The organism is Devosia sp. J20-27 (assembly GCF_055808595.1).
In genome coordinates this window covers 641495-657248 of sequence record NZ_CM147875.1, presented here as the reverse complement: position 1 = coordinate 657248, position 15754 = coordinate 641495, and the positions used below count along the sequence as shown (strand labels likewise).

The 15754-nt window shown below is 66.1% G+C and carries 16 protein-coding genes; 6 read left to right on the top strand and 10 right to left on the bottom strand.

Translation table 11 applies throughout. The features are described from left to right. Positions 1-86: 86 nt before the first annotated feature. Together AC0L4C_RS03130 and AC0L4C_RS03125 are read left to right on the top strand one after the other, a co-directional pair. On the top strand, positions 87-812 hold the full coding sequence (locus AC0L4C_RS03130) for a FadR/GntR family transcriptional regulator (RefSeq protein ID WP_473402071.1): 726 nt from the start codon (positions 87-89) through the stop codon (positions 810-812). Continuing rightward, positions 809-1690: an SMP-30/gluconolactonase/LRE family protein gene (locus AC0L4C_RS03125; RefSeq protein WP_473402070.1), complete on the top strand. Its 882-nt coding sequence runs from the start codon at positions 809-811 to the stop codon at positions 1688-1690. The genes AC0L4C_RS03130 and AC0L4C_RS03125 overlap by 4 nt, the downstream gene beginning before the upstream one ends. On the opposite strand, the gene AC0L4C_RS03120 is transcribed toward AC0L4C_RS03125, so the two are convergent. Genes AC0L4C_RS03120 through AC0L4C_RS03095 form a run of 6 tightly spaced genes read right to left on the bottom strand, consistent with a single transcriptional unit; the run spans position 1687 to position 8307 of the window. Continuing rightward, the gene (locus AC0L4C_RS03120; RefSeq protein WP_473402069.1) at positions 1687-2460 is read right to left on the bottom strand and encodes an exodeoxyribonuclease III; all 774 of its coding nucleotides are present in this window, start codon (positions 2458-2460) and stop codon (positions 1687-1689) included. The genes AC0L4C_RS03125 and AC0L4C_RS03120 overlap by 4 nt on opposite strands. 4 nt (positions 2461-2464) lie before the next feature. Then, entirely contained in the window at positions 2465-3109 is a 645-nt protein-coding gene (locus tag AC0L4C_RS03115) for an alpha/beta hydrolase family protein (protein ID WP_473402068.1), read from the bottom strand. After that, positions 3109-4188: a tetratricopeptide repeat protein gene (locus AC0L4C_RS03110; RefSeq protein WP_473402067.1), complete on the bottom strand. Its 1080-nt coding sequence runs from the start codon at positions 4186-4188 to the stop codon at positions 3109-3111. Before AC0L4C_RS03110 ends, AC0L4C_RS03115 begins: the two co-directional genes overlap by 1 nt. A gap of 8 nt (positions 4189-4196) precedes the next feature. Next, positions 4197-5096, bottom strand: a complete 900-nt coding sequence (ku, locus tag AC0L4C_RS03105) for a non-homologous end joining protein Ku (RefSeq protein WP_473402066.1) — start codon at positions 5094-5096, stop codon at positions 4197-4199. A gap of 43 nt (positions 5097-5139) precedes the next feature. Then, positions 5140-7575 carry a DNA ligase D gene (ligD, locus tag AC0L4C_RS03100; RefSeq protein ID WP_473402065.1) on the bottom strand — a complete coding sequence of 812 codons (2436 nt, stop codon included), beginning with the start codon at positions 7573-7575 and terminating at the stop codon, positions 5140-5142. A 39-nt stretch (positions 7576-7614) separates the two neighbouring features. Continuing rightward, on the bottom strand, positions 7615-8307 hold the full coding sequence (locus AC0L4C_RS03095; RefSeq protein ID WP_473402064.1) for a phosphatase PAP2 family protein: 693 nt from the start codon (positions 8305-8307) through the stop codon (positions 7615-7617). 106 nt (positions 8308-8413) lie between these two features. Between AC0L4C_RS03095 and AC0L4C_RS03090 the strand changes: the two genes are divergently transcribed. Next, positions 8414-9361 (top strand): diacylglycerol/lipid kinase family protein, encoded by a 948-nt coding sequence (locus AC0L4C_RS03090; RefSeq protein ID WP_473402063.1) that lies wholly within the window; start codon positions 8414-8416, stop codon positions 9359-9361. Between the two features lie 2 nt (positions 9362-9363). Then, positions 9364-10197: a metallophosphoesterase family protein gene (locus AC0L4C_RS03085; RefSeq protein WP_473402062.1), complete on the top strand. Its 834-nt coding sequence runs from the start codon at positions 9364-9366 to the stop codon at positions 10195-10197. A gap of 10 nt (positions 10198-10207) precedes the next feature. Here AC0L4C_RS03085 and AC0L4C_RS03080 read toward each other — a convergent pair whose 3' ends face one another. Continuing rightward, the gene (locus AC0L4C_RS03080) at positions 10208-10450 is read right to left on the bottom strand and encodes a DUF2188 domain-containing protein (RefSeq protein WP_473402061.1); all 243 of its coding nucleotides are present in this window, start codon (positions 10448-10450) and stop codon (positions 10208-10210) included. 123 nt (positions 10451-10573) lie between these two features. Between AC0L4C_RS03080 and malQ the strand changes: the two genes are divergently transcribed. After that, positions 10574-12466 (top strand): 4-alpha-glucanotransferase, encoded by a 1893-nt coding sequence (gene malQ / locus AC0L4C_RS03075; protein WP_473402060.1) that lies wholly within the window; start codon positions 10574-10576, stop codon positions 12464-12466. A 10-nt stretch (positions 12467-12476) separates the two neighbouring features. Here the strand turns inward: malQ and AC0L4C_RS03070 are convergent, their stop codons facing one another. Beyond that, positions 12477-13322, bottom strand: a complete 846-nt coding sequence (locus tag AC0L4C_RS03070) for an SUMF1/EgtB/PvdO family nonheme iron enzyme (protein WP_473402059.1) — start codon at positions 13320-13322, stop codon at positions 12477-12479. Positions 13323-13390: 68 nt separating this feature from the next. After that, on the bottom strand, positions 13391-14539 hold the full coding sequence (gene nirK, locus AC0L4C_RS03065; protein ID WP_473402058.1) for a copper-containing nitrite reductase: 1149 nt from the start codon (positions 14537-14539) through the stop codon (positions 13391-13393). Positions 14540-14784: 245 nt separating this feature from the next. On the opposite strand from nirK, the gene AC0L4C_RS03060 reads away from it, so the two are divergent. Then, positions 14785-15495, top strand: coding sequence for a Crp/Fnr family transcriptional regulator (locus AC0L4C_RS03060; RefSeq protein ID WP_473402056.1), 711 nt, complete (start codon positions 14785-14787; stop codon positions 15493-15495). Here AC0L4C_RS03060 and AC0L4C_RS03055 read toward each other — a convergent pair. Then, a complete protein-coding gene (locus AC0L4C_RS03055; RefSeq protein WP_473402055.1) occupies positions 15476-15709 on the bottom strand; it encodes a DUF1858 domain-containing protein in 234 nt (77 codons plus the stop codon). The genes AC0L4C_RS03060 and AC0L4C_RS03055 overlap by 20 nt on opposite strands. Positions 15710-15754: the final 45 nt, after the last annotated feature.

Here is a 15754-nt window from a genome sequence, read left to right as displayed (position 1 = left end):
GTCGGGGTTTGGCCGGATCGGCGCTGGCTGCGACAGGGGTCGAGGCGGTATGGCTGGTGCTTGAGCGACGGAGAGAGCGTCAAACGATGTCGACAATCGAGGGAACCGGACTGACCGACCGGGTCAAGCACGATCTGGTGCGGTTCATGGAGGCCCAGAACCTGCGGCCGGGCGACAAGCTGCCGCCGGCCGAACGGCTGTGCGAACTGTTTTCGGTCAGCCGCACGGTGGTGCGCGAGGCGATTGCCAGCCTCAAGGCCGAAGGCCGCCTGCGCTCGCTGCGCGGCAGCGGCGTCTATGTGGAAGAGCCCTCCGCAAAGCTGAACGGGCTGTCGCTGTTCATGTCGGCGCCCCAGGAGATCGGCGACGTCCTCGATCTGATGGAGTTCCGCATCAGCGTCGAGACCGAGGCCGCAGCGCTCGCCGCCGAGCGCCGCACCGAAACCAACCTGGTGCGCATGGAGCAGGCCATGACGCTGTTCGGCCGCAGCTTCGACGAGAACGGCCTCGCCTCCGATGCCGACCGGGCCTTTCACCGAGCCATCGCCGACGCCACCAACAACGCGCGCTTCCGGCTCTTCGTCGACGAGATGGGCGAGCGCCTGATCCCGCGTCGGGCGCTGGGGGCCAGTTTTGCCGATGACAGGAGCAGGAACGAGTTTCTCGACGTCATTCAACGCGAGCACCGGCTGATCTTTGATGCCATCAGCGATCGCAAGCCCGACCTGGCGCGGACCGCCATGCGCCGGCACCTCGAAGGCGGACGCCGCCGCTATCGCGAATGGAGCCTGGCGCAGGAGTTGCCGAAGTGAAGACACCAGAGATCACCGTCATTGCCGCCGGGCGCTTCGAGGTCGGCGAGGGCCCGGTGTGGGACGATCGCAGCGGCTGCCTGCTCTGGACTGATATTCCGCGTGGCGAGATCCGTGAACTTGACGTACAGACCGGGGCCTTGCGGCAGTGGTCGTTCGGCGAGCCGGTGGGCTGCTTCGGGCTTTGCGACAGCGGCCGGCTGGTGGTGGCCCTGACCCGCGACGTGGTGCTGTTCGATCGCCAGACCGGACAGCGCTCGCCCCTTGCCAGCGTCGCGCACGGCAGATCCGGCATGCGCTTCAATGACGGCAAGGTCGGGCCGGACGGCGCCTTCTGGGTCGGGTCGGGAGACGGCAGCGGCGCCGACGATCCGCAAGGCGTGCTCTACCGAGTCAGCGCCGATGGCCGCGTGGAGAGTGTCACCACCGGCCTGCGGGTCTCGAACGGACTGGCGTTCAGTGCCGATGGCAGGCGGATGTATCACTCGGACTCGCGCGGCCCCTGGCTGGATGCGCTCGATCTCGATCCTGCCACGGGAACCGCCACGAACCGCCGCCGCCTCATTGACCTCGATGAAGCCACGGGCCGGCCGGACGGTGGCGCCTGCGATGTCGAAGGCTGCTATTGGTCGGCCGGAATATCCGCCGGCCGGCTGAACCGGTTCTCGGCGGATGGCAAGCTGCTCGACTGGATCGACCTGCCGGTGTTCCGGCCCACCATGCCCTGCTTTGGCGGGCCTGATCTGATGACGCTCTATGTCACCAGCCTCAGTTCGGGCGTCTCGGCCGCCGACCTCGAGCGGCATCCGCTCTGCGGCGCCGTCATCGCGCTGCCCGCGCCAGTGCGCGGCGTTCCGGTCGGACGCTTCGCCGACTAGGTCTTGAGGCTGATCCAGACCGGCGCGTGATCGCTGGCGCCCGCCGCGCCGCGCACTTCACGATCCACACCGGCGTCGACCAGCTTGCGGCGCAATTGCTTGCTCAGCAGCAGATGATCGATGCGCAGCCCGGCATCGCGCGGCCAGCGGTTCCGCATGTAGTCCCAGAAGGTGTAGACAGTCTCGTCGGGATGGATCCTGCGCACGGCATCGGTCCAGCCCTGGGCCAGCAGCTCGGCGAACAGCGCCCGGCTTTCCGGTTGCACCAGCGCATTGTCGCGGTACGAGGTGGTGACGTAGATGTCGCGCGGCTCGGGCACGATATTGTAGTCGCCCGCCAGCACCACCGGCACACCGGCCCCGAAGAGGTCTGCCGCATGCGCGACGAGCCGGGCCGTCCAGGCCAGCTTGTAGTCGAATTTCGGCCCCGGGCGCGGATTGCCGTTGGGGGCATAGAGCGAGGCGATGAGCACGCCGTTGACGGCCGCTTCAATGTAGCGGGCCTGCCGGTCGTCGGCAGCGCCGGGCAGGGCATCGCGGGTGAGGATCGGTTCGGCGCCGCGCGCCAGGATGGCGACACCGTTCCAGCTGCTCTCGCCCGACCACACAGCGCCGTAGCCGGCGTCGGCCAGGGCGGTCGCCGGGAACTGCCGGTCGCTGGCCTTGAGCTCCTGCAGGCAGACGACATCGGGCGCTGCATCGGCGAGCCAGGCCATGAGAGTGTCGAGACGGCGATTGATGCCGTTGATGTTGAAGGTCGCGATCTTCATCGCATCAGGTCGCGAGCCGTCCCGCCCAATCGCTGACCTTGCCGGCAATCACCTCGAGTGCACCCGCCTGGTTGAGCCCGGTCACCGACTTGCGCGGCTTGAGGTCATGATCGCCATCCTCGACGAAAAACAGTTCGATGCTTCCGGCCAGCTCGTAGCCGGCGATTTCGTCGGGGGAGCCGAACTCGTCGCGCGTGCCGTGGCAGATCAGCGCCGGCGTCCGCAGATGTGCAAGATGCGCGGTGCGCAGCTGTGTCGGCTTGCCAGGTGGATGGAAGGGATAGCCGAGGCAGATCAGCCCCGCGATGCGGCCGGCGTCGAACAGCGCGTCGGCCACCATGCTGGCGACGCGTCCGCCCATCGACTTGCCGCCGATCAACAGCGGTCCGCTGGTCGGTCCGAGGTCGTCCACCGCCGCGATGAATTCGGGCATCACCTTCTCCGCCCGCGGCGGCGGCCGGCGTCCCGCTGCAGTCCGGCGGCTGGCCATGTAGCCGAACTCGAAGCGGGCGACGCGAAAGCCTGCAGCAGCCAGTGCCCTGGCAGTCGCTGTCATCGACGGCGAGTCCATGGCTGCACCGGCGCCATGGGCAAGCAGCACAGTGCCGCGCGCGTCGTCCGGGCCGTCGAACAGAAAGGATGTGGCCATCAGCCGACGAACTTCCGCAACTGCCGGTCAATCACCGCGATGCCGGCTCTGGCCCGTCTGGACCACTCGGAACCGGCGTCGAGCTCGAGATAGCGGAGCCACCAGGCGCGGGCCGGCTGCAGCGCGCCGGCGTCGTATTCCAGCGCGCCCAGATTGTAGATCGCATCGGCATAGTCGCCATCGAGTGCGACGGCGTGCGAGAGGTGCTTGCGGGCGGCGTCGGTGCGCCCTAGGTCGCGGAACAGGCCGCCCAGGTTGAACCACGCCTCGACGAATTCGGGGTCGCGCTTGATGGCGGTGGAATAGGCGTGGATGGCCGCGTCGGGATCGCCGCCGGCCCGCTCGCAATTGCCCAGGTTGAAGGCGGCGGTCGCGTCGCTCGGGTCGAGCGCCAGGCACTGCCGGTAGAGCGTTGCCGCCTCCGCGAAGAGGCCGGCATCCTCGGCCGCCTCGGCGAGGCCGAAATAGTCTTCGCTGTCCTCGCCGGTATCGTCGAGAGCAAGGATGCGCTGGCCGTCGAGCTCGGCCAGCGAATGCGCATCGCGCGAGACGATCCTGCCATGTGTGGACGATTGCAACGTCAGGGCAGTGAGCGAGGCGACGGGTCCGATGGCGTGCACCGAGCGGGCGATGTCGCTCCAGCTGGCCCCGCTGGCCACCAGCCCGGCATATTTGCGGGCCAGGATCAGATCACGGAACGAGAATGGCTCGTGGTCGTGCTCGAAGGCATCGAACAGCGCCAGGTAATCGAGCGTCCGGCCATCCAGCCGCGACTGCTCGACCAAGGCCTGTCGCGGCATGTCCGCCGGCCCGGCATCGGTGGTGCCGTCGATCTGGCGCAGAAATCCGGCCTCGCTGTGCACGGGAAGATCGGCCGCGCGAGCCGCCTCGACGCGGGCCTCGATCTGCGCCTCGCTCTGCTTGACCAGCAGGGACCGGCCGAGCACCACCTGGGTGGTGCGCCGCGTCGTGCCGCGATGCAGGCGACCGCCCATTTCCGCAACCCGCTTGACGGCCAGCCGGAGCGGGAAGGCGCTGAGCGCTCCCAACACCCCGATGCTCTGGCCGCGGATGGGCATGGATCAGCTCAGGCCTTTTTCTTGGCGCCGGGCTTGCTGCTGGCTGCCTTGGAGGCCGCCACGGCTGCCTTCAGCGACACCTTGGCCGCGCTCTCCTTGGCAGGCGCCGGCTTGGCCTTGCTCTTGGCCGCAGGCTTGGCGTCGCCCAGCGAGGCCTTGAGCGCATCCATCAGGTTGATGACATTGCCGCGTTCCGGCGCCGCCGCGATGATCGGCTGGTGGCCCTTGAGCTTTTCCTTGATCATCGCCATCAGGGCCTGCTCGTAGCGGTCTTCGTAATCCTTGGGATTGAAGGCAGTGACCTTCTGCTCGATCAGTTTCTGCGCCAGGTCGAGCATTTCCGGGTCCGGCTTGCCGACCGGGATATTGTCGAAATACTCGGCCGTGCCGCGCACTTCGCTGGGATTGCGCAACGTGCAGACGAACATGCCCTTGTCGCGCGCGCCGATGGTGACGACCCGTTCGCGGCTGGTCATCACCAGACGGGCAATGGCAAGTTTGCCGCTCGCCCGCATCGCGTCGCGCAGCACCACGAAGGTTTCCTCGGCCATGGCGCCATCGGGCGCCAGGTAATAGGGCGCGTCCTGATAGATGACGTCGACTTCGTCTTCGTCGACAAAGGCTTCGATGTTGAGCGTGTGGCTGGACTCGATGCGGACGGATTCGAGATCGGAGTCCTCGATGACAATGTACTGATTGTCTTCGTACTGGTAGCCGCGCACCAGATCGGAGCGCTCGACCAGACCCAGCTCGGGGTCGACCGGCTTCATGTTGATGCGGTTGTGCGTATCCTTGTGCAGCTGGTTAAAGCTGATGCGCTCAGCCGAACTCGTTGCCGGAAACAGTTTCACCGGACAACTCACGAGGCTCAGCCGCAGATGTCCCTTCCAACTTGCCCTCGGGGCCACATTCGCCTCCATACGCGCGAAACAACTGACAGAACTCAGGAAATCATGCCGGAAGAAACCGTGCGGACTGGTTAATCTCTGCCCACGGATCGCCCGTCGTGGTTAACAAACCCGGAAGCGAAGAATAGTTGAGATCCTCCGGAGAGTCGATGGATTCAAGGTCGGCCCAGGCCACCGGGGTTGACGCCGGCAGGTGCGGCCGGGCCCGCAGCGAGTAGGCGGCAACTGCCGTCGCCGAGCGGGCATTGCGGTGAAAATCGATGAAGATCCGCCTCTTGCGGTTCTGCTCGCCCATCACCGTGACAAAGGTATCGCGCCCTGTGGCGGCCAGTTTTGTGGCGATCGCCGAGGTGGCGGCATGCACCTGCTTCCACACCAGCCTGGGTTTGATCGGCACCACGATGTGGAGGCCCTTGCCGCCGGTCGTCTTGACGAAGGGCACCAGCCCCATGGCTTCCAGTTCGGTGCGGAGGTGTACGGCGGCCGTGACGATCTCGCGCCACTCCATGCCTTCACCGGGGTCGAGATCGAAGATCACCCGGTCGGGCTTGTCGAGATGGCTCTCATGCGTGCCCCAGGCGTGGAACTCGACCACGCCGAACTGCGCCAGAGCCAGAAAGCCCTTGGCATCCTCGATCGTCAGATAGGACTTCAGCTCCTCGTCCGAGTTCTTCGTTTCGAAGACCTTCAGCGTCGGCGGCATGCCGGTAAAGGCGTGGCGCTGGAAGAAGCAGTCGGCCGGCTTGCCGGTCGGGCAGCGGAACAGCGACACCGGCCGGTTGAACAGATGCGGCAGCATGTAGTCGCCGATGGCCGCGTAGTAGACGGCGATGTCGAGCTTGGTCGGGCCCGACCGCCCGAACAGCCGCCGCGTCGGATTGGTGACCCAGATGCCGGCCAGATCGGCGTCCGAAATCAGGCGCTTGCGCCGGGTCTTGAGCGGCGTCGACAGCTCGGCTTCGCGCAGGCCCTTGAAAACGGCGTGGCGCAGCGCGTTGTCGGCGGTGCGCGTCGCATACTGGACGCGCGCGGTAAGCGACGGGCGCACCGGCAGGATGTCCTTGGGCAGCCCGTCGATCCGCTCGTCGATCCGCAGCTGCTCCAGCCGCTCCAGCAGCGCATCCATGGTGGCGCCGTCAAGGCCGGTCCCCACCTTGCCGCGATACTCGAGTTCGCCATCCACCCACTCGGCCACGGCCAGGGCACCGATGCCGCCTGCCGCCCGCGAGGCAGAATAGCCGGCGATCACGAAGTCGCCGAGCTTGAGCGACTTGGACTTCAGCCACGCCTGTGAGCGGCCGCCGACATAGGCACCGTCCGCCCGCTTGGAAATGATGCCTTCGAGTCCGATCTCCGAAGCGCGCTGGTAGAGCGCATCGCCGTCGCCCTCGACATGATCGCTGAACTGGATGGCCGAGCGTCCGGTCAGGTGCCCGGCGAGCAGGCGCGACAGCATGTCCTTGCGCTTGAGCAGCGGCACCTGCCGCAGGTCATAGCCATCGAGATGCAGCAGGTCGAAGGCGTAGAACACCAGCCGGCTGCCAGCGCCGCTGGAGAGCGCCTCCTGCAGGTCGGCAAAGCGACTGATCCCCCTGGCGTCGAGAACGACGATCTCGCCATCGATCACCGCCTCGCGGCACTTGAGGTCGGCAAAGGCCTGCGGCAGGTCGCCATAGCGCCTGGTCCAGTCCAGTCCGCCGCGGGTGACGAGCCGCGTTGCACCGCCGTCCACCATCGCCAGGGTGCGGTAGCCATCGAACTTGATCTCATGCACCCAGCCGGCGGATTTCGGCGGCTCGGTGCTCGGACTGGCCAGTTGCAGGTCGATCCGGTCCGGCATCGGAGCCTTGACGGCGCCGGCGAGCCTGCCGGGCTGCAGCCTGACGGCGCGCACGGGTTTGGCCGGCTCGACCGGCGCGACGAGGTCCTCGATGCGACGGCCGCTCTTGACGCTTTCCGGACGCGCCTCGAGAATGTCGGTCTCGGTGTCCATGGCCGTGTCGTGTTCCTTGAACAGCAGCCAGCCTTCCTTGCCGCGATCCTCGGGCTTGCCCTTGAGCCGGGTCAGCATCCAGCCGCCCTTCAGCTTTTCGCCCCAGAGCCTGAACTTGAAGGCCCCCTTGCGGAGGTCCGCCTGCGGGTCACCCATCGGGGCCCAGTCGCCGGTGTCCCAGACGATCATCGGCCCGCCGCCATACTCTCCCTCGGGAATGACCCCCTCGAAGTCGATATAGTCGATCGGATGGTCTTCGGTGGCGGCGGCGAACCGCTTGTCTGCCGGGTTGAGCGACGGACCCTTCGGCACCGCCCAGCTCTTGAGCACGCCATCGAGTTCGAGCCGCAGGTCGTAGTGATCGGCGGTGGCCGAGTGCTTGTGGACGACGAAGCGGCTGCCGCCCTCGGCCTCGTCCGAGCCGGCGGGCTCGGCAGTCCGGGTGAAGTCACGCTTCTGGCGATAGGGGGTGAGCTTGGAGGGCATGGCCCCAAGCTAGCCGCGACCGCCGGTTCCGCAAAGGGTCTATTGGAGGGTGGAGGAGCGGTCGATCTTCTGGTCGACAAAGAACATCGAGTAGACAATCCAGCAGGCGATGGCCCAGGCGGCGCCCAGCGACCAGCCGGCCAGCACGTCGGTGGGGTAGTGTACCCCCAGATAGATGCGGGAGATGCCAATGGCCACGGTGAGGACGATGCCCAGCCCGATGAAATAGGCCTTGAGCCGCCGCTTCCCCGCCGCCTCGGCCAGCAGCAGGCCCAGGGTCAGATAGACCACCGCGGACACGGTCGCGTGACCGCTGGGAAAGCTGGCGCTGAATACTCTCGCTGCCGCAGCGAAGTCCGGACGCGGCCGGTCGAACAGGGCCTTGAACGCGGTCGAGAGGATCGTGCCGCCGATCACCGAGGCGAGCACGAAAAGGGCGCTGCGTCGCTTTCCCGAGAACACGAGGAACAGCACCGTGGCGACGACGACGATGCTCAGGATGATGATGCTGCCCAGCGAGGTCAGATCGCGGACCGTCTCCTCGACCCAACTCGGCCCCCAGAGTTCGTTCGGCTGACCGGGTTCGCGAAACCACGAGATGATCAGGTTGTCGACGGTGAGGGTGTCGCCCTCGAGCACCTCGTCGGCCACCGAGGCGAAGCCCCAGAGCAACACGGCGGTGATGCCGGCAAGGATATAGGGGACGCGGCGATTGGCGGGCAGAAATGGCATGAGTTGACGCTCCTCGCGACCTAACGCACCGGACAGGAACAAAGTTCGCCGCCCAATGTAACCATTTTGCGCCTTCCGCCGTTGCAACAGGCGAAAGGCGTCCATCGTGCTCGAGACATCTCATCATATCGTGCTCAACTCCAGTTTCGGCACGGCCGCCGACAAGGGCGTCACCGCGGCCGAACTGATGCAGCGCTTTGCCGGGCTCGGTCACACCGTGAGCATCGATGCCGACTCCAGCAAGCCGTTTGCCGAGCGCTTGCAGACAGCTCGCGAAAGCGCCGCGCCCATTCTCGTGGCCGCGGGTGGCGACGGTACGGTCACCGCCCTGGCCGAGGCCGCCATCCAGTCCGGCAAGACCCTTGCAATCATCCCGCTCGGTACCGCCAACCTGTTGGCGCGCGACCTCGCGATCCCGCTCGTGCTCGACGACTGGTTCGCCAGCTATGACGGGCTGGTCAGCCGCAAGATCGATGTCGGCGAGGTCAATGGCCGCATGTTTCTCCACAAGGTGGTGATCGGGGCCATTCCGGGCATTGCGGCGGCGCGCGAACAATTGCGTGGCCGCAAGGATATCGGCGCCAAGATCGGTTTCCTCGCGCATTTCGTGCGCCGCATGTCGCGGGTGCGCCGCTTCGCGGCAGAAATCACCCCCGGTCATGGCGAGCCGCATATCGAGCGCGTCCAGTCGATCGCCGTTGCCAACAATGACTACGACGAGGGAGCGGGCCGCTTCTTTTCGCGCTCGCGCCTCGATCGCGGCACGCTCAGCGTCTATCTGCTGCACCACCTCAGCGCCGTGGATGCGTTCAGGCTGGGCGTGGAGATGCTGTTGGGACGCTGGCGTCAGGACGAGGTTCTCGAGATCGGCAACGTTCACTCATTGGTCATTCGTACCCGCAGCCGGCACGTGCGGGTGATGCTAGATGGCGAAGTCGAAATGCTGCCCGGCCCGCTCGGCTTTCGTTCCGTGCCGCAGGCGCTTAGGGTGCTGGCACCGCCACCGCCCGAAGCGGCGACTGAAACTGACGAAAAAGAGGCCGCTACCCACTGATAATGCGTATTTGCCATCTCTCCGACCTGCACTTCGGTCATCACGACGAAAGCCTTGCAGAGGGGCTTGCCGATGACGTGACGGCGCAGAACCCGGACCTCGTCATTGTCAGCGGCGATTTCACGCAGCTGGGCACAGAGACCGAGTTCCGCGCTGCACGGGCCTTCCTCGACACCCTGCAGACGCCGGTGTTCTCCGTGCCCGGCAATCACGACATGCCGGCGCGCAATCTCCTGCAGCGCTTCATCAATCCCTACGGGCTCTACCGCCACTACATTGCCGAGGACCTCGAACCGTTCCTCGATCTGGGTGACGTCGTTGTGGCCGGCCTGCGCACGTCGCGGCGGGCCCGCGCCGAACTCAACTGGGCGCACGGGTCGATCAGCAGGGGGCAGTTGCGGCGGCTAGAGGCGCGGCTTGAAAACACCAGCAAGGATGCCTTGCGCATCGTGGTGGCGCACCATCCGCTGATGCAGCCCGATGGCGACGTCCTCAAGCCGATGCGGCTGGTCAGGCGGGCCAATCTGGCGTTGCAGACGTTTTCAAAGCTCGGCGTGCGGCTGGTGCTGTCTGGACATTTCCATCTGTCCTACGTGCGCGAACACGGCATCAGCGAGGGCACACCCGAAGGCCTGCGTCAGGCGCAAAGCGCGCCGATCCTCGTGGCGCAGGCGTCATCGACCATCTCGACGCGACTGCGCGGCGACAGCAATGCCTACAACCTCATCGACATCGCCGACGGCCGCATCTCGGTGACCGTCCGCGAATGGAGCAATGGCGCTTGGGTGACGCGTGAGAAAACTTCCGCCGTCTCCGAACGCGTCATGGGACTTTGATGTGACCGCGTCAGTCGTCCTCGACGCTGGTCTCTGGCCGGTCGCCGCCGGGAGACAGTTCGGAGTGCCAGGTGCCGTCCCGGTCCTCGTACTCGATGGCATCGGTCTCGCCGCCCACCTGCTGCCGGGCCGCCGCCTCCGCCGCCGCAGCGTGAGCCGCCTCATGGGTTGCGAAGGTCTCCGAGAAGACGTCGCCCACCTTGTAGGCCCATCCCCCGTCGTGCTGCACCACTTCATACGTCACATGCACCATCTTGCCGTTCCTTTGCCTGACTGTCCCCTCAACGGCGGGGCGGTCGGAAAGCTCCATTCTGATACTGGTGTTTCCGTCCTGCCTGCTGTCATCTGCAGACTACCACGACCAGGATTCCATTGAATGTCCGAAAAGCTCGATCAACTCGCCAAGGCCTACGGCATCGCCACGTCCTATTACGGCCTGGATGGCCAGTTCCACGAGGTCAGCGACGAGACCAAGGTCAGCATTCTCGCTGCCATGAACGTGCCGGCGCATGACGAGGACGCCATTGTCGCCAGTCTGGCGGCTGTGGTCCATCCAGTGGCAGCGGGTGAAGACGAGATGCACGGCATCCGCTGCTACGAGCCGGAGTGGTTCGGGAAAGCGCGGACCTGGGGCATCGCCATCCAGCTCTACGCGCTGCGTTCGGCCCGCAACTGGGGCATCGGCGATTTCGTCGATCTGGCCGCGTTCACGCGGACGGCCGCTGCGCATGGCGCCGACTTCATCGGCACCAATCCCTTGCATGCGACATTCCTCTCCGAGCCGGATCGCCGCAGCCCGTTCTCGCCATCGAACCGGCGCTTCCTCAATCCGCTCTATATCGCCGTCGATGCCATCCCCGGCTTCACCCCCGAGATGGCCGATGCCGATGCGATTGCCGCGGCGCGTGACACCGAGTTCGTGGACTATGCTGCCGTCACCCGGCTCAAGCTCGATGCATTGCGCCGGCTCTGGCCGACGTGGAAGGCAGCTGGCGACCTGCCCTACCAATATGCCCATGAGCCGTTCCAGACATTCTGCGACGCGCAGGGGCAGGCACTGCAGCGCCATGCGCTGTTCGATGTGCTGTCGCTGCAGCTTGTGGCCGACGGTTACTACAGCAACTGGGACAGCTGGCCGGAGAAATACCGCTCGGCCGATAGCGCAGAGGTGAAGGCGTTCGCCCTCGACCACGCCGACGAGATCCGCTTCCACATGTGGCTGCAGTGGCTCGCCAGCGTGCAGCTCCTGGCGGCGCGCGATGCGGGGCATGAGGCGCGAATGCGGATCGGCCTCTATCTCGACTTCGCGGTGGGAGAGTCGCCGGATGGATCGGCCACCTGGGGCGAGCCGCTGCTGTCGATGCGTGGCGTCCATATCGGTGCGCCGCCCGACTATTTCAGCACCACGGGTCAGGACTGGGCGCTGGCGCCGCTCTCGCCGGCAGCGCTCATGGAAGACGGCATCGAGGCCTACCGCGCCACCGTGCGCGAGTCGATGCGCTATGCCGGCGCCCTGCGCGTCGACCATGCCATGGGGCTGCGCCAGCTCTTTCTCATCCCGGCCGGCCGGCCGGCAGCGGAAGGCACCTATGTTCGCTATCCGATTGGGCGCATGGCTGGCGCACTGGCTTCGGTCTCGCATGATTGCCAGACGGTGCTGATCGGTGAGGACCTCGGCAATGTGCCGGAGGGCTTCCGGGACACCATGTCGGCCGCGGCGATCCTTTCGTACCGCATCCTCTATTTCGAGCGACACGATAGCGGTTTTGCAGCACCCTGGGACTACCCGGCCGATGCCATGGCCTGCATCTCGACGCACGACCTGCCCACGTTCGAGGGCTGGTGGCGAGGAGATGACATCCGCCTGCGCCAGCAGCACGATCTGATCGATCCGGACTCGGCCGGCCGGCAGCTCGAGCAGCGCGTGCACGAGCGCGAGCAACTCCTCGCCGTGCTGCTGCCGGGGGACCTGCTGTCACAGGCGAGCGCCGACACGGCGCTTCGGCTGGCCAGCGACGCCGACAGCGACCTGCCCGTCGATCTGCTTGTCGGATTGCACCGCTACATCGCCCGGACGCCGTCGCGACTGCTGGCAGCGCGGATCGAGGACATGGGCGGCGAGCGCGAGCCGGTCAACCTGCCCGGGACCTACATGAGCTACCCCAACTGGCAGCGCAAACTCCGCCTGCCGATCGAGGAGATCGCCGAAACGCCGCTCTTCGGTGCGATTGCGAAAGGTCTGTCGGCGGAGCGGCCGACGCGCGACTAAGGGTAGCGCGCTACTCGCGCACCAGCCGGAAGCCGAGATTGTCGGGTGGCGCGCCAACCGAACAGCCGCCGCCGACGGCATCGCGCACAAAGCTGCTCATTGCCGTGCGGTGCTGTCCCTCGAGATAGCGGACCCCGCACGATTCAAGCCGTGAGGTGACATTGCCCTGCGCGTCCAGCGTGGTCCGTCCGCCACAGCTGCTGGTCCATTCCCATACGGGGCCCGAGAGGTCGGCGACACCGAACTCGTTGACGCCGAAGCTCCCGAGCGGCCCGGGGGTGCTCAGCGCATTGCTCCCCAGCGCGGCCTGCTTTTCATAATTGGCCAGCCAGCGATCGGCGGGATTGCTGCCTTCGACACCGACGGCCTGATCGACCGCCTTGCTGCCGGCGGCAAATGTCCATTCGGCAATCGTCGGCAGGCGCCAGGTGGCGCCGGTCCGCTGACTGAGCCAGGCGGCATAGTCGGTCGCATCGCGAAAGCTCACGCCGGTGACCGGCACGTTGCCTGTGCCCCTGCGCTTGGGGTCGGCCTTTTCGCAGGCGCCATCGGCAACGCAGTCGGCATAGTCGGCGGCGCTGACCTGGTAGGTCATGATCTGCAAGGGCGTCGGGTGATCCTCGGTGATCAACGGCCCGTCAATGCTGGTGGTGCCGCGAACATATTCGCCGCTGGCGCGATAGCTGTAGCGGCGCGGCGCGATGGTGACGGTCTCCGGCCCGGCAATTGCGGGCTGCGGGGTCGGCAGGTGCACCAGACCGGTCTCGACGCCCATGTAGCCGACCAGACCGGCAAGGAGTACCGCCGGCAACAACAGGCTTGCCAGATGCGTCTTTGGCACAGCAGCGTGTGACATTGCGACGGCCTCCCGGAATGCGGTGAACTCGGCGGCCCGTGCATGTCGGGCCGCCGCAACAGGCCGACCTAGCCGCCGATCGGCGTGGGGGCCTGAACCTGGGTCATCAGATCGTCGTCCCAGTTGCCTTCGACCTTGAAGTGGGCGGTCGCGCCAAGTTCCACCGCCTCAATGAGGTTGTGATTGACGTAGGCGTAGATGCCCGGCTGCAGGAACGTGTAGAGCGCCGATGCGGCCGAGCCGCCGGCCACGAACCAGGTTTCGAGATCGAGGTCAGGCGCGTTGGCGAACTTGCCGCTCTGCCAGACATAGTCCCCGTGTCCGCCGATCAGGTGCGGGCGGGTGTCACGGTTGGCCTGCGAGTGGACGATCAGCACGGTTTCGCCGACCTTGGCGGTCAGGGCGTTCTCGCCGGTCAGGGCACCGACCGCGCCATTGAACACGACGTGGCTCGGAGTCAGCGTACGCATCACCTTGAGCATGTCGTCATAGCCGTCGCCGGCCGATTCATAGGTCTTGAAGTTGCCCTCGTCGTCGCGCGGGACGTAGTAGTCCTGCTCGCCGACATAGTAGACCCGGTCGTAGCTGAGCGGCTTGCCGTTGCCGTCCTTGAGCCCGTCACGCGGCAGCACCATGATGGCGCCGTTCATGCCCGACACCACGTGCCAGGGGATCATCGGGCCCCCGGGTGCGCAGTGATAGACGAAGGTGCCGGTGCGGGTCGCCCGGAACCGCAGCTTCACCTGCTCGCCCGGATTGATCAGGGTCAGCGCGCCGCCGCCCAGCGCCCCGGTCGAGGCGTGGAAGTCGATATTGTGCTGCATCGAGTTGGTGTCCGGGTTGATCAGCGTCAGTTCGACATAGTCATCCTGGTGCACCACCATCAGCGGGCCCGGGACCGAGCCGTTGAAGGTCATCGCCTGTACGGTCGTGCCGTACTCGTCGATCACCATTTCCTTTTCCTCGATGGTCAGCGTGAACTCGACCACTTTCGGGCCGCCGACCGCAATATAGTCGTGCGCATGCACGAAGGGCGGGGGAACCAGTTCCACCTTCTGGCGCGGCAGCGCCGAGAGGTCCGGGGCCGGGCCCATTTCCGGCGCTTCTTCCTGGGCAAGGCCCGGAGTGGCCGCCAGTACTGTCGTGATTACGCCCGCAAATGCCGCTCCCGCAAGCAGTGCCCGCCGCGATACGTTGATCTCTTCGGTGCCGTCCATTTTCCGTCCTCGCAATGCTCCGGTACAGCTGTTGTCCCGGTTCGCTGCAGTAACTAGGGCGGAGTGGACGCCGCTACTTTGATCCGGCGCAAACAAATCTACGCTTGCTTCTCGCCACTCTTTCCCGGCCCGCATCGCGGTAGCCCTGGGCTTGATCCTGGTCAAAGGCCCATGCCCCGCCATGGTGCATGCATGCGTCTCGTTCAGAACAAAGCACAGGCTCTGGGACGGCGGATGGGGCAAAGATGCAATCTCAGATCAATCGGGTGACGGTGCAGCACCTGCCGCTGTTTGAGGCCATGGATGCCGCCGAGATCGACGACGTCCTGCTGACGGCGGCGAGCCGGCGCTATGGGTCGGGTGATGTGGTGTTCGAGCAGGGGCAGACGGCCGACCAGTTCTTCCTGCTGCTGTTCGGCCGTCTGCGGGTTACCCAGGTCACCAGCGAGGGCCAGCAGGTGGTCATCCGCATGGTCAATCCCGGCGATCTCTTCGGCATTGCCAAGGCCCTGCAGCGCGACACCTATCCCGGCACGGCGACCGCGGCCGCCGAGAGCGTCGCCATCGCCTGGCCGATGTCGAGCTGGAGCGGTCTGCTGGCGAACCACCCGGCTTTGGCCGTCAACGCCATGCAGACCATGGGCGGTCGCCTGCTGGAGGCGCAGCAGCGCCTGCGTGAACTCTCGACCGAGGAAGTGGAGCGGCGCGTCGCTCATGCCGTGCTGCGTCTCGCCAACCAGGCCGGGCGCAAGGAAGCGGACGGCATCCGGATCGATTTTCCGATTTCCAAGCAGGACATCGCCGAGATGACCGGCACCACACTGCACACAGTGTCACGCATCCTGACGGCCTGGGAGCATCACCAACTGGTGCAGGGCGGGCGACAGAAGCTGCTGGTCAAGGATGCCCACCAGTTGCTGCTGATCGCCGATGGCCTCAAGCCCGGCCACCTTTAGCGCGCGCTTCGTCCTCCGCCACCACTGCCGCGACCTCAGCAACCAGTGTGTCGACCGGCAGTCCGTGCTCCTCCGCTGCCTCGACCAGAGTGTGAAAGGGCGAGATCGGGCAGCCGACACAGTGCATGTGATGCTCGATCACCAGCCGGATGGTCGAGGGCCAGCGGCCCATGATTTCACCAATGCTGAGGTCGAGCAGATCCGGTTTTGGCAAGGCCAGCACTCCGATGTGTGGCCAGCCTAGAGCCACCAGGTCACG

What these genes read in the sequence shown, in the direction of transcription:
- AC0L4C_RS03130 (WP_473402071.1), top strand. Translation starts at nt 87, where the DNA reads ATGTCGACAATCGAGGGAACCGGACTGACCGACCGGGTCAAGCACGAT.
- AC0L4C_RS03110 (WP_473402067.1), bottom strand. Translation starts at nt 4,188, where the DNA reads ATGCCCATCCGCGGCCAGAGCATCGGGGTGTTGGGAGCGCTCAGCGCC.
- AC0L4C_RS03095 (WP_473402064.1), bottom strand. Translation starts at nt 8,307, where the DNA reads ATGCCATTTCTGCCCGCCAATCGCCGCGTCCCCTATATCCTTGCCGGC.
- nirK (WP_473402058.1), bottom strand. Translation starts at nt 14,539, where the DNA reads ATGGACGGCACCGAAGAGATCAACGTATCGCGGCGGGCACTGCTTGCG.
- AC0L4C_RS03115 (WP_473402068.1), bottom strand. Translation starts at nt 3,109, where the DNA reads ATGGCCACATCCTTTCTGTTCGACGGCCCGGACGACGCGCGCGGCACT.
- malQ (WP_473402060.1), top strand. Translation starts at nt 10,574, where the DNA reads ATGTCCGAAAAGCTCGATCAACTCGCCAAGGCCTACGGCATCGCCACG.
- ligD (WP_473402065.1), bottom strand. Translation starts at nt 7,575, where the DNA reads ATGCCCTCCAAGCTCACCCCCTATCGCCAGAAGCGTGACTTCACCCGG.
- AC0L4C_RS03060 (WP_473402056.1), top strand. Translation starts at nt 14,785, where the DNA reads ATGCAATCTCAGATCAATCGGGTGACGGTGCAGCACCTGCCGCTGTTT.
- AC0L4C_RS03120 (WP_473402069.1), bottom strand. Translation starts at nt 2,460, where the DNA reads ATGAAGATCGCGACCTTCAACATCAACGGCATCAATCGCCGTCTCGAC.
- AC0L4C_RS03085 (WP_473402062.1), top strand. Translation starts at nt 9,364, where the DNA reads ATGCGTATTTGCCATCTCTCCGACCTGCACTTCGGTCATCACGACGAA.
- AC0L4C_RS03070 (WP_473402059.1), bottom strand. Translation starts at nt 13,322, where the DNA reads ATGTCACACGCTGCTGTGCCAAAGACGCATCTGGCAAGCCTGTTGTTG.
- AC0L4C_RS03080 (WP_473402061.1), bottom strand. Translation starts at nt 10,450, where the DNA reads ATGGTGCATGTGACGTATGAAGTGGTGCAGCACGACGGGGGATGGGCC.